Raw genomic sequence first — 13,668 nt, forward strand, 5'->3', positions numbered from 1 at the left:
TATCCATGAAACTCAAAATTTACTTTTTGTTAGTTCTGGGCTTACTTTTTACCATAAAATCCTATGGTCAAGGTCTAAAACTATCAGATAAGCCAGAGGAATTTTTGGCTGATGCCCAAAATGTGCTGAGTGTATCGGGTAATCCGCAAGCCGAAAATATAGCCAAGGGCTTTGAAAAACTATGGAACTCCGAAAAACTGGGTAGCCCACAAAAGACCAAGATAGCGAGCCTTTCTAATTTCATGTTCAAAAAAGGATATAAACCTCCCCATTTTTCGAACCTATTTGATGTTTTTGTGACAGGCTCAAATACTAGTCAACTTTCAGGTACTACGCTAGATGCTTTTCTCGAAACGCTACGCAAATCTGTAGAGAGCAATGACACTAAAACAACACTTCGCTTGATAGAAATTACGAAATTGTTGTTTGGTAATAAGGCTGTGTATTATACCAATTACAATCGCTTGTATGTGTTGGATGGTAGTATTAGTTTTCAGTTTAATGACCAAAAAGTAGAGCTTTCAAATACAACTACCACGCCAACCAACAATAATACTGCTTCTGTTGCTCCTTCAAATAACGATGGCTGGGACGATGCCCCTCCTACACCAAGTAACAATGGCACAACCCCTGCGACTGTAGAAGAAACAGCTCCATTGTTTATCAACCCTGGTCCAGCGATTGTTTTCAAGACTATCAATCTTTCTATTGTTACAGCCAGCGATTCGGCAACTTTGATAGGGACTAATGCTACATTGGGTATCAAAGATGGAGTATTGCTTGGTACAGGTGGAAAATTTACTTGGGAGACAGTTGGTTTGCCACAGGCTTTTGCCGTGCTGGACAATTTCAGTATGGATATTCGTAATCCAAAGCTCAAAGCAGAGTCGTCGACTTTGACTTATGCTGATAAATTAATCAATCCTATCAAGGGTGTCTTTGAGTTTCAGAGCAAAAAACGTCCTAAAAATGTAGTATCAACCTTTCCTCGTTTTATGTCTTTCAAAAATGAGGCAACCCTAAAAAAATCTGCTGATTTTGAGTACAAAGGAGGTTTTGCTTTATCAGGAAGTACTATTTTGAGTTCTTCTTTACAAGATAAATATACAACCATTGTTGTGAAGAAAGATGGCAAAATAGCCTTCAAAATATCAGGAAGAAGATTCATTGTAGGGGACTCTTTGATAACATCCCCCGCAGCAACTTTTACAGGATATTTTGCCGAAAATGACTCTATTTATCATCCTTTAGGGAAATTAGTATATGACCGTCTGCAACAAAATCTGCGATTGAGTAAAGTAGACGAAGGAGGCTTTAAAGAAGCGAGTTATGTTGATAGTTATCATAAATTAGAAATTACCGCCGACGCTATGCGTTGGAGCTTGCGTGATCACAAAGTAGATTTTTATATTTTGGTGGCCAAAAATGTCGTTCCTGCTCTATTTGAGTCATTTGATTATTTTAATCCTGAGCGCTTCAACAAAATTTCAGAAACGTTTAGTTTTAATCCATTAGTGGTAGTAAATAATTATGCCAAAAAGAATAATCTAACTACTGTCAAGCTTTCTGAATTGGCAAAAGCATACAACAAAGACCTAGTTACGCTAAAACCTGTGTTTTTGGCCATGATGCAAAAGGGATACTTTGAATATGACCCAGAGGTGGAAACGATTAAACTTTCAAGAAAAGGAAGCCATTATTTGTCTGTTCAAACTACCAAGCGAGATTATGATAACTTACTAATCCCTTCGCTTTATGCGACAAGTAGTAAAGATACTACTGCAAATGCTACCTTGAGTTTAAAAGATAATCAATTGATTATTAGAGGTGTAAAGCAGTTTTATTTGTCCGATTCGCTCAATGTATTCATGGCGCCTTACGATAATCTCATTAAGGTAAACAAAGACCGAAACTTCGGGATTAGTGGAGAGTTGAAGACTGGTAATTTTAGATTTAGAGGAAAAGATTTATCCTTTAATTATGGGGAGTTTAGCGTCAAATTGAATAAAATCGACTCTATTACCTTTATTCCTCAAAAAGAACTTGCTAAACGTGGCAGAACCGAAATTGGTGGTGATTTGAAATACGAATCAGGGACGATTTATATCAACAAACCTGACAACAAATCGGGTCGTCAGCGATTGGTTGAATATCCTCGCTTGGTGGTTCCTACTGGCGTTACGGCCTATTTCGACCATGTTTATCGTGGACAAATGGCATACAACAAAAAGGTATATTTTAAAGTGCCAAGTATCGATTTTGACAGTTTAAATATCAAGGATATCGACTTTGTTGGAACCTTCTACTCGGATGGAATCTTCCCTCCTTTTAAAGAAACCTTGATTTCGATGCCAGACAATACCCTTGGGTTTAGCCACAAAGTAGCGGAGGGTAAATACGTGCTTTACAATAGCAAAAGCTTTATCAAGTTTGAAGAACCATTGATTATGGACAAACGAGGCTTGCATACCGCTGGTGAAATCAACCACCTGACGGCGCAGATTCAAGCTAAAGAAGCTGTATTTACGCAAGATTCTGTCAACGCTACAGGTACTATCGGTAAAATCAATGAAGGTGCTGTAGGTCAAGCCTATTTTACTAAAGTAGATATTAAAAACTACTCTTTAAAATGGCAGCCCAAAGTGGATAGTATGTTGATTGAAACTAAAGGTAATTCATTTGAATTTTATGCAGCTTCTTCAAAACTAGAAGGGAAACTATTGGTTCGTCAGTCGGGTATGTTTGGTTTTGGTAAAGTACACCGCCAAGATTCAGAGACGGAGTCTGATAATTTCAAATTTGGAAAAGATGGGTTCTCCGCAGAGCCAGCCAACTTGATGGTAGGTAGTAACCTAAAAGCGGCTAAACCAGCTTTGTTTGGCAAGCACATGAATGTGTATTTTAATTTGACTACGGGTAAAGTAAATATCAAAACTCCTGCCGTACTCAAGCTCGAGGATTCTACCAGTATGTATTTCCCTTATACGGCTTACCGCACGTCTATCAATAGTGCAGAATGGGATATTAATAAGAAAAATATTACGATGAAAGGTGATATAAAAACATCAACCTTTACTTCAATCGAGCCGTCGCAAGAAGGTTTGACATTCAACGCTTCGGGAGCTCTTTATGAGATAGAAAAGCAATCACTCAATATCAGCGGAGTGCCATTTATTAAGTCTGCTGATGCCAAAATTATTCCTGATCAAGGACAGGTATCGATTCGTCGCGACGCCGAAATGAAGACTTTTTATAATGCCAAACTCGAAATTGATACGCTTACAAGTTATCATAAACTCGTTGGAGGGAATATTCGAATTTTGTCAAGAAATGCTTTCGAAGGCGACGCTATCTATCGCTTTCCGAACTTGGTTGGCGATACTCTGAATCTTAAGATAGGAAACTTTACTTTTAAAGAAATTGGTGCTGATGACCGTAAAAATAAAAAAGTAAAAGCTATTACGACTACGGCTAAAGCGACAGTAGATGAGAAAGACAAATTCCATCTTTCGTCAAAAATTCTTTACAAAGGCGACGTAATTTTAACAGCTTCTGAAAAGAACCTGAAAATGGAAGGTTTTATCAAACCCGAAACCAAAGGTCGTTCAGATGTAATTAGTTGGATTCCATACAAAGGCAATAGCACCAACAATCTGACACTAGACGTACAACCTGAATTAAAAAGCGATATAAATACACAATTGCTAGCAGGTTTGCACTTCCGTACAGCTTCTACAGGGCTATACACGACCTTTTTATCAGAGAAAACGGATGCGAAAGACGAAAATATTTTTGTAGTAAATGGTAAGTTTAGAGACATTCCAAAATCATCGAGATTTGAGATCGGTCCTGAAGAAACCGAAAAGTCTTATGAAGCTACCCGATATATTTATGACGATACGAAAAAGACCCTAAACCTAGAAGGAGCGTTCAATTTCTTTACGCCAAATAATTATATTCAAGGAGCAGGTTTTGCTGATATTCGAATAGATAGTAGTAAATACAAATTTGATCAAATGCTATTAATCAACTTCCCTATGCCTTCGGAAGTATTAAAAGCATTATCAGATAAAATTGTCAAAATCAATCTAGATTCGAGAGATAATGGCAGCGCCGATGAACCTGAAGATAAAGAGCGCTTGATGTCAAAATTGGCGAATTTGGTAGGTCATAAAGCTGTAGAGTCCATCGAACGTCGCTTGAAAAATGAACACGTGCCTGTACATACTATCAACTCTAAATTGAATACTTCGTTGGTATTTTCTAAGGTTAATCTACGCTATTCTGACCAACAATCGGCTTTCTATTCAACAGGTAAACTGAGCTTGGCAAGTATTGGTGGAACGGATATTAACTCGGAAGTTGATGGGTATTTAGAAATGCGCAAAACCAATGAAGGAGATGAGTTCTATTTGTATTTAGCTCCAAACGAAGACACATGGTACTTTTTGGGTTATATCAAAGGCGAAATGGGCGTAATTTCATCCGATGCAGAATTCAATAATGCAGTAGCCGCCAAAGCCAAAGGTGTGAAGAAAGGAAGTGGTAAAAACTCCTATATTTTCTTAGGTGTTGGAGCCGAAGAAAAACTTGCATTCGTGGAGCGATTTATGGAAGCTTACAGAGTCAAGGATACTAAGCAGAAAAAAGTTGCACAAGGTGACGACAAGACCAAAAAAGTAGAGAAGAAAAAAGAGGAAGCCAAAGACGGCTTCTAGCAAATGAAAGCCACTTCGCAAGAGGTGGCTTTTTTGTTGTAGATCTTTCCAGAAAGATGCCTGTAGAAGGATGAAGTTTTAAGGAAGAATTTTTACATTTACGATTATGGTGTTTTACAAAACATTCCTAACTCATTCATCAAACTAAAAGCGCTGATTGACAAGACTTTTTGTGCTATTAGAGCTCTATTTCAAGAAATGTTAAAAAAGGTTTTACTCTCTGGATTCATGCTTGTTGCAGGCCTACAAGCATCAGCTCAAGAAAAATGGCTCTTATTGAAGCCACAGCAGGTTTTTGATGGCGAAAACTTACAATCTAATTGGCAAGTATTGGTACATAACCAACGAATAGAAGCAGTTGGAGTAGCTTTAAAAATACCAGCTAATACTGAAATAATTGATTTGCCTAACTGTACCTTGCTCCCAGGACTCATAGAAGGGCATTCTCATTTGCTGCTACACCCTTACAACGAGGTTACATGGGATGACCAAGTCTTACGTGAATCTCGTGCTGAGCGTATTTTAAGAGCAGGAAATCATGCTCGCAAAACGTTGTTGGCTGGCTTTACTACGGTAAGAGATTTAGGTTCAGAAGGAGGAGATTATGATGACGTAGGATTGAAACAATCTATCGAAAAAGGTGTAATCCAAGGTCCTCGTATGCTTGTTGCGGGTCGAGCACTTGTAGCTACAGGAAGCTACGGTCCCAAAGGATTTCAGTCGGATGTATCAGTCATACAAGGTGCTGAGGAGGCAGATGGTGTAGATAATTTGGCAAAAGCTGTGCGTACCCAAATCGGCAAAGGAGCTGATGTAGTGAAGGTATATGCGGATTATCGATGGGGTTTATTCAAAGATGCTCAGCCTACTTTTTTGGAGTCAGAACTCAAAATGGTGGTAGATATAGCACGCAGTTCAGGACGAGACGTCGTGGCTCATGCTTCCACAGCGGAAGGTATTCGAAGAGCCGTAATGGCAGGTGTAAAAACCATTGAGCATGGCGATAATGCTACGCCAGAAGTTTTTGCTTTGATGAAACAATATGATGTATGCTTTTGCCCAACGCTGGCTGCTGGCGACGCTATTTCACAATATAGAGGTTGGAAAAAAGGACAAGATCCCGAACCTGAGCGTATAGTGACTAAACGTAAAGCCTTCAAACAAGCGTTAGAATCAGGGGTAAAAATTTGTATGGGTGGCGATGTTGGCGTATTTAACCATGGCGATAATGCACGAGAATTAGAATTGATGGTGGAGTATGGAATGAAACCTCTGGAGGTATTACGTTCGAGTACCTCGATCAATGCTGATGTTTTTAAATTGAAAGAACTTGGCAGAATCAAAGTAGGAAATTTGGCTGATATTCTCGTGGTAGAAGGCAATCCTTTGCAAGATATTAAAGCCATTAGAAAGGTGAAAATGGTATTCAAAGGTGGAATTAAAGTCGATTAATAAATTATTGAGGAAAAAAAAGTAAAAGTAGATGTAGGCTTCCCAAACAAATGAGTATATTTAAAATCTATTGGCCTTCTAAGCATGACATTAATGCTTGTGTGGTCTCCATTTCTAAACCCAAAGTTGCTCAAAAGCTTGGTGAATAAATCAAAGTAGGTACACTATATCTTTGACCTAGTTATGACTATGAAAAGAATATGAATCTCTACTTTTACAAGAATAAAAAGCATTTGGTCAGGATAAATTTAGATTTATGATAATAGCTACCGCTCACTAACTTTTATGCTGAATCCTACTAGAAAAAAGTATATTTGTTGATGGAAAGAAGAGTTTTTTACCATAGAAGTAAAGGTTTAAAAACCCTAAAAATGCCTGTTTTGGAGCTTTGCACCAACCACAACTCAGCAATTCAGTACCAATTAAATAAGTAATATAGATTTTATCCCATTAAAAAATACTCTTACTCCAAAGCGACTATGTTTTCAGAAAAAGACCTTTTACAAATTCAATCCAAAAACATTGCGATAGAGACGGTAGAGCAGCAAATTGAAGACTTTAGAACGGGATTCCCATTCATGAGTCTAGAAAAAGCAGCAACTGTCAACGACGGTGTGATTCGCTTATCGGATGAAGAAGTGAAGCAGTATGCCGATAGCTACGCTCAAAATTCAGCGGGTCTCAACTTATTAAAGTTTGTGCCTGCATCAGGAGCCGCTACTCGTATGTTTAAGTCCCTTTTTACTTTCTTGACAGAAAACAAAGCAGATAAATCGGTAGATCAGTTTTTTGAAAAACTCCCTTTATTTGCCTTCTACAAAGACTTATTGGAATTAATTCCAGAAGATGCAGATAAGCAAACTATCGCAGAGTATTTCTTGACAGAAAAAGGTCTAAACTACGGTTATTTGCCAAAAGGCTTATTGAAATTCCATACCTATCCAGAGGGCTGTCGTACTCCACTTGAGGAGCATATCATTGAAGCGGCTAATTACGGCGCTTCGGAAGGTGTTGCCAACTTGCATTTTACGGTATCACCAGAATACAATGCTGGTTTCCAAGGCTTAACGAAAAGTATCTTGCCATACTATCAAAGAGCATTGAATACGAAGTTTAACGTTTCTTTCTCTGAACAAAAAGGCTCAACAGATACCATCGCGGTAAATATGGACAATTCTCCATTCCGTGAAAAAGATGATACTCTGTTGTTCCGTCCTGCAGGTCATGGCGCCTTGATTGAAAACTTGAATGATATTGATGCTGACATCGTATTTATCAAGAATATCGACAACGTTGTTCCTGATCGTTTGAAAGGCACTACTTATGATTATAAGAAAGCGCTTGCTGGTATTTTGTTGAATTATCAATCAAAAATCTTTGCTTTTGAAGCCGCTCTTGAAGCTGGTGCAACACCAGAGTTGTTGGCTGAATTGGCTGAGTTTTACGAAAAAGAAATTTGTGTATTACCTCCAACAGGCTTTGAAACTTACTCTGACGAACAAAAAGTAGCGTATTTCAAAACAAAATTGAATCGTCCAATTCGTGTATGTGGTGTAGTGAAAAACACGGGCGAACCGGGCGGTGGTCCTTTCTGGTGTAAAAATTCAGATGGAACAGCTTCATTGCAAATTGTAGAGTCTGCACAAATCGATGTGGATAGTGCTGAGCAAAAAGCAATTTTCAATAACTCAACGCACTTCAACCCTGTTGATTTGATTTGTGGTTTGAAGAATGGTAAAGGAGAAAAATTCAATTTGTTGCAATTTAGAGATCCCAAAACTGGTTTTGTAACCGTGAAATCTCGTGACGGAAAAGACGTAAAAGCCCAAGAACTTCCAGGTTTGTGGAATGGTGCAATGTCTGATTGGAATACCGTTTTCGTAGAAGTTCCATTGATTACATTCAACCCAGTAAAAACGGTGAACGACCTTTTAAGAGACGAACACCAATAATAGTGTATATTATAAGTTTAAAAACCCTCAAATGAGTATGACTTGTTTGAGGGTTTTTTTTATCTAGTATTAATGAAAAACAATTGCATTAATACTTAGTACAAATCTCCATATCCCACCTGCAAACACGGAATTTGAAGTTCTAATCTCCATAAATCCACAGCCTCTTGTTGTGTTTCCAATGCTAATTTTACTTGATACTTAAGAGCTATTTCTTCTTCATAAAACTCTTTTTTATGCCTAACTCCTTTAATACCTGAAGGATACATCAATAATTCATCAAACTCGACTCGATTATAATAAAGCCAATTTTGTGTTTGTCGGCGGTAGGTTTCTGGACGTTGAGTTAGCAGAATGATTTTATAATCCTTAGCTCGGTAAATATCTAGTAACTCTTTGATGGGTTGATGTACCAAATCATTTTCACATAAAAAAACATCTTGTAGATTTCGCTGGTGAGCTATTGCCAATACATTATCCAATTCACAAACAAGAGCTGAAGGTAATGACTCATCGACATTTGAATAGGTATATAGTTTCTCCTTGGATACAATATGCTGACGATACAACTTCGAAACTACCGTAGCACCTACACTACTGTCTCGCTGACTATCACGCTCTATACAGGTACCTAATTCTACGTCGAAAGGTTTGATTTCTATTTCTACCTTGGTACGATGTGCTTTCTGAAATTGCTCCACGACCTTTTTCACTCGCTCGATAGGTCTTTCCCAAAGATTGGTATCATCGATAACTACATTCTTGCCAGCCTTGAGCGCTTCAAACAACATCATATCACGGAGTTGTTCGACAAAGCTTTCATTCTCTTTGGAATGCTCACTGTTATCAAGCATCGCACGCATATCGTCCTTATTGAGACGCTTCCACAAACCTCGGCTATTAGCGACCAAGCCCTTGGCAAATGTAGATTTCCCACTGGCAGGAATTCCTTGTAGAATAAGTACTTTTTGAGACATTAGTTCAAAAATAAAAAAGGCACAGAGTCAAGAGCTCTGTGCCTAAGTTGGAAACTTTTAATTTTGTAAACGTTAAGCAATTGAACCCAAAAATGATTCTCAATTACTTACGCTAATACATTTTCTTTTTTCTCTTCTGGAAAAACAAAATCAATTGGCTTACTAACTTTTTCAGGTAATAAAGCTATTTTCAGCACCTCATCCACATGATCTACATAGTGGAAGGTAAGGTCTGCAATATAAGCTGGCGTGATTTCTTCGATGTCTTTTTTGTTTTTGTTACAAAGAATAATCTCTTTAATTCCTGCACGTTTGGCTGCCAAAATCTTTTCTTTGATACCACCTACTGGTAACACTTTACCACGTAAAGTTACTTCACCAGTCATAGCCAAGTGTGGTTTTACTTTACGTTGAGTCAATACCGAAGCAATGGAAGTGGTCATCGTAATACCTGCCGAAGGTCCATCTTTTGGCACAGCTCCAGCTGGTACGTGAATATGCAAATGGTAGTTATCAAAAATGCGATAATCAATACCGTATTCATCCGAATGAGCACGCAAATATGATAGTGCTGTCAAAGCGGACTCTTTCATTACATCACCCAATTGTCCTGATAAGGTCACTCCACCTTTTCCACGGCTTAATAGTGATTCGATAAATAGAATATCGCCACCGACAGGAGTCCAAGCTAAACCCGTAACCACACCTGCCAAATCGTTGGTTTCGTATAAATCTTTATCAAAAATCTCAGTTCCCAACAATTTCACTACATCATCAGGCTTAATTACTTTAGGGTAATCATCACCCATTGCAATTGCCTTGGTAATTTTACGAATCAACTTGCCAATTTCTTGCTCCAATTTACGTACACCCGACTCACGAGTATATCCTTCAACTATTTTTTGGAGTGCACCATCGGTTACATTAATCGTTTTGTTTTCGAGACCGTGTTCTTCTTTTTGTTTTGGAAGTAGGTGTTTTTTACCGATTTGTACCTTTTCTTCCATTGTATAGCCACTAATATCAATAATCTCCATACGGTCGCGTAACGCAGGGTGAATCGTGTCTAGCGAGTTGGCGGTAGCAATAAAAAGAACTTTCGACAAGTCGAATTCTACTTCTAAGTAGTTATCTAAGAAAGCACTATTTTGTTCTGGATCAAGTACCTCCAACAAAGCAGAAGAAGGATCGCCACGGTGGTCAGAACCAACTTTATCGATTTCGTCAAGAATAAATACAGGGTTTGAAGAACCAGCCTTTTTGATATTTTGCATCAATTTGCCTGGCATTGCACCAATATAAGTTTTGCGGTGCCCACGAATTTCTGATTCATCATGCAAGCCACCCAAAGCCATACGTACATACTTACGACCTAATGCTTTGGCAATCGAGCGCCCCAAAGAAGTTTTTCCTACTCCTGGAGGTCCATAGAGACAAAGAATTGGCGCTTTCATATTGCCTTTCATTTTCAGAACGGCCAAATATTCGATGATACGCTCTTTTACTTTTTCAAGCCCAAAATGATCTGCATCTAAAACTTTTTGTGCCTTTTTTAGGTCAAAATTATCCTTCGAGTACTCATTCCAAGGCAAGTCAGCTAATAACTCTACGTAATTCATGAGCATCGGGTACTCTGCCGACATGGAGTTGGTACGCTGTAACTTCCCTAATTCTTTTTGGAAATGGTCTGAGATTTCTTTTGACCATTTTTTATTAGCACCTTTGGCACGTAATTTATCAATTTCAGCCTCAGGGCTATCAACGCCTAATTCTTCTTGAAGAACCTTAATTTGTTGACGTAGATAATAATCTCTTTGTTGTTGGTCGATGTCGCTACTGGCTTTACTTTGAATCTCTCGCTTGAGTTCAAGTAAATCAATATCCTTCATCATGTACTCCAACAAGTTTTGGGCTTGCTCAATACCACTCAAAGTTTCGAGCAATTGCTGTTTTTCAGCTAATTCTGCATTGATATTAGCCGAAAGGAAGTGCACCAAGAAGTTTGGTGACTCGATATTGTCTAATGCTATTTGCGCCTCACGTGGAATATCAGGATTTAGTAACAAGATTTTTCCAGCTGCCTCACGCAACGACTGAACCAAAGCTTTGTTTTCACGATTCAACTTCGTTGGGAAGGTATCCTCGATATAGCTTACTTTAGCCAGTAAATGAGGCTCAGTTTTAACATATTCTGTTACTTCAAAACGCTTACGTCCTTGAACGATAATCGTAATATTTCCTCCTGGCAACACAATCATTTTGAGAATATGTGCCACTGTTCCTACTTTGTACAAGTCGTCACCTACAGGCTCTTCTTTGCTAGGATTGGCCTGTGCAATAACACCAATGGTACGGTCACCTTTGTATGCTTTTTTGACAAGGCGCACAGATTTTTGTCTTCCTACTGTAATAGGAATCACCATTCCTGGGAATAATATGATGTTGCGAATTGGAAGTATTGGTAATTCATCTGAGAGTTTGCCCAACTTCTCGTCATCAACTTGTTCTGTACCTAAAGGTATCAACTCAATCCCATCGAAATCCGAAATTTCGGCAAGTCTGAGTGTATCAAAAAATTTTTTATTGTAGCTCATAATCTCCCTCTAAAAAAATTTGGATAAGCGGTAAGGTATTATAATTAAGTAACATTCAGCATGGTGCTTTTGGCTATGAGCTTATAAGCAAATTAGAAGCAATAGTTTAACAATATTTCCGTAAGCAAGCTGCTGTTGATGAATTTTACTCATAATTTGAAGAAGTTGTAGAAAAAATTAATGGTTTTAAAATAGATTTTATTCTGCGCTTAATTCCAAATTAGTAAGTAGCTCAACTGACAAAGTGTCAGAATGATAATAAAGTTATAGTAAAATCTGAATACTTTTTAAGTGAATTATTAAATGGTCAAAAGCTGTGCCAATGAACAAGTTGTCAGTATTCTTGTAAGTGACTGACTCAAAATAGCTTTCATAATCGATAGGTTTAAATTTGTATAACGGTTTCATGCAAAAAAAAGTGTCACATTAGTATTGAAACTAAATTAATAAGAAATTGGATTAAAGTCATGAGAATCTGCCCCTTATTTGGGATTGTCTAATTTGGACTGTATTTTTAGAAAAATCCCTTATTCATGACAACTAAAATTACCTCCAATCGCACAGAAATTCTCGCTGGTGTAAGTTCCTTTCTGGCTACTATGTACATCATCGTCGTCAACCCTTCTATTTTAAGTCAGGCGGGTATGCCCTTCAATGCTGTATTGACAGCGACGGTTATTTTAAGCTTTTTTTGTAGTCTAATGATGGGGCTTTATGCCAAAAATCCCATTGTGGTAGCGCCTGGTATGGGCATGAACGCCTTTTTTACTTTTACAGCTGTAAAAGGCATGGGCATTAGCTATCAGGTAGCATTAGGCGCTGTGTTTTGGGCAGGTGTTTTATTTGTCATTCTTTCAGCATTTAATGTTAGAACCTATATCGTAAAAGCGATTCCTACACAGCTTAGGTTTGCTATTTCGGCTGGAATAGGCCTTTTTATTAGCTTAATAGGTTTTGAAAACGCCAAATTTATTGTAGATAACCCAGCGACATTGGTTGGTATTGCTTCGTTTAAAGACCCTATCGTTATCACTTTTCTGATAGGTTTATTTGTAACGGCAGTTTTAATCGTTCGCCAAACGACAGGAGGAATTATCATAGGAATTGTATTGACAACTCTTTTAGCTATTCCGATTGGACGCTGGTGGGGCGATGCTTCGGCTGTCAACTTTGGAAACGCCCAACTAGTTACTTGGCAAGGTGTTTTTTCCTCTCCTGATTTTAGTCTATTGTTTCAATTAGACTTGGTAAACTCGCTGAAAGTCTCCTTATTCCCTGTAATTTTTGCTTTTGTTTTTACAGATATGTTCGACAGTATTTCAACCTTCGTTGGAATAGCCGAAGCTGCAGATTTATATGACGAAAATGGCGAGCCGCAAAACGTCAAAAAATCACTTATGACTGATGCTGTAGCTACACTTTTAGGGGGGATTTTAGGTACAAGTCCGGGCACTGCCTATATTGAATCAGCAGTTGGAATTGAGCAAGGAGGTCGAAGAGGGCTCACTGCCATTACGGCAGGTCTTTTATTCTTGCCATTTATGTTTTTATCTCCTTTGTTGAGTATTGTCCCTGCTATTGCTACAGCTCCTGCTTTGATTATTGTAGGCGTTTTTATGATGAAACCTATTGCCAAAATCAATTGGTCTGAACTTGACGATGCCGTTCCTACTTTTTTAGCCCTTGTGCTAATTCCATTTTCTTATTCGATTACGCAAGGTATTATTTGGGGTTTTCTAAGCTGGACTATTATCAAAGTAGCCGTTGGAAAGTCAAAAGAAGTATCTATTGCGTTGTGGATTATTGACGCTTTCGCACTGGTGGCTCTTTTCTGGGGACATTAGATCAACGTATTTATCGGCTTTCAGTGCCATTTATAAATTTTTACGATTTCAAATTAGACTATTCATTAATTCAAATACAAAGTAATGTTTTAGGCTTTAGTTATCAGCTTTGTATTGCTGAATGTTAATAA

Annotated in this window: 6 protein-coding genes; 4 read left to right on the forward strand and 2 right to left on the reverse strand. The window is 38.1% G+C overall.

Going from position 1 to position 13,668, the window contains the following annotated elements; translation table 11 throughout:
• The first annotated feature begins 5 nt into the window (after window positions 1–5).
• The 3 genes from GVN22_RS18990 to GVN22_RS19000 all read left to right on the forward strand — a co-directional run bounded on the left by GVN22_RS18990 (window position 6) and on the right by GVN22_RS19000 (window position 8,122).
• Window positions 6–4,718 carry a hypothetical protein gene (locus GVN22_RS18990; protein ID WP_166552592.1) on the forward strand — a complete coding sequence of 1,571 codons (4,713 nt, stop codon included), beginning with the start codon at window positions 6–8 and terminating at the stop codon, window positions 4,716–4,718.
• 198 nt (window positions 4,719–4,916) lie between these two features.
• Window positions 4,917–6,170: an amidohydrolase family protein gene (locus GVN22_RS18995; protein WP_166552593.1), complete on the forward strand. Its 1,254-nt coding sequence runs from the start codon at window positions 4,917–4,919 to the stop codon at window positions 6,168–6,170.
• Between the two features lie 479 nt (window positions 6,171–6,649).
• On the forward strand, window positions 6,650–8,122 hold the full coding sequence (locus GVN22_RS19000) for a DUF4301 family protein (protein WP_166552594.1): 1,473 nt from the start codon (window positions 6,650–6,652) through the stop codon (window positions 8,120–8,122).
• A 95-nt stretch (window positions 8,123–8,217) separates the two neighbouring features.
• On the opposite strand, the gene GVN22_RS19005 is transcribed toward GVN22_RS19000, so the two are convergent.
• Both GVN22_RS19005 and lon read right to left on the reverse strand, forming a co-directional pair.
• Complete coding sequence (locus GVN22_RS19005; protein WP_166552595.1) at window positions 8,218–9,099, reverse strand: AAA family ATPase; 882 nt, start codon at window positions 9,097–9,099, stop codon at window positions 8,218–8,220.
• 107 nt (window positions 9,100–9,206) lie between these two features.
• Window positions 9,207–11,693, reverse strand: a complete 2,487-nt coding sequence (gene lon, locus GVN22_RS19010; RefSeq protein WP_166552596.1) for an endopeptidase La — start codon at window positions 11,691–11,693, stop codon at window positions 9,207–9,209.
• Window positions 11,694–12,226: 533 nt separating this feature from the next.
• Here lon and GVN22_RS19015 point away from each other — a divergent pair.
• On the forward strand, window positions 12,227–13,537 hold the full coding sequence (locus GVN22_RS19015) for an NCS2 family permease (RefSeq protein WP_166552597.1): 1,311 nt from the start codon (window positions 12,227–12,229) through the stop codon (window positions 13,535–13,537).
• Window positions 13,538–13,668 lie beyond the last annotated feature (131 nt).

Source organism: Cellulophaga sp. BC115SP, from assembly GCF_009905545.1.
GTDB lineage: Bacteria > Bacteroidota > Bacteroidia > Cytophagales > Spirosomataceae > Flectobacillus > Flectobacillus rivi.

Bases quoted from the DNA above. Each gene is read 5' to 3' on its own strand.
- GVN22_RS19015 (WP_166552597.1), top strand. From the start codon at position 12,227: ATGACAACTAAAATTACCTCCAATCGCACAGAAATTCTCGCTGGTGTA.
- GVN22_RS18990 (WP_166552592.1), top strand. From the start codon at position 6: ATGAAACTCAAAATTTACTTTTTGTTAGTTCTGGGCTTACTTTTTACC.
- GVN22_RS19005 (WP_166552595.1), bottom strand. From the start codon at position 9,099: ATGTCTCAAAAAGTACTTATTCTACAAGGAATTCCTGCCAGTGGGAAA.
- GVN22_RS19000 (WP_166552594.1), top strand. From the start codon at position 6,650: ATGTTTTCAGAAAAAGACCTTTTACAAATTCAATCCAAAAACATTGCG.
- lon (WP_166552596.1), bottom strand. From the start codon at position 11,693: ATGAGCTACAATAAAAAATTTTTTGATACACTCAGACTTGCCGAAATT.
- GVN22_RS18995 (WP_166552593.1), top strand. From the start codon at position 4,917: ATGTTAAAAAAGGTTTTACTCTCTGGATTCATGCTTGTTGCAGGCCTA.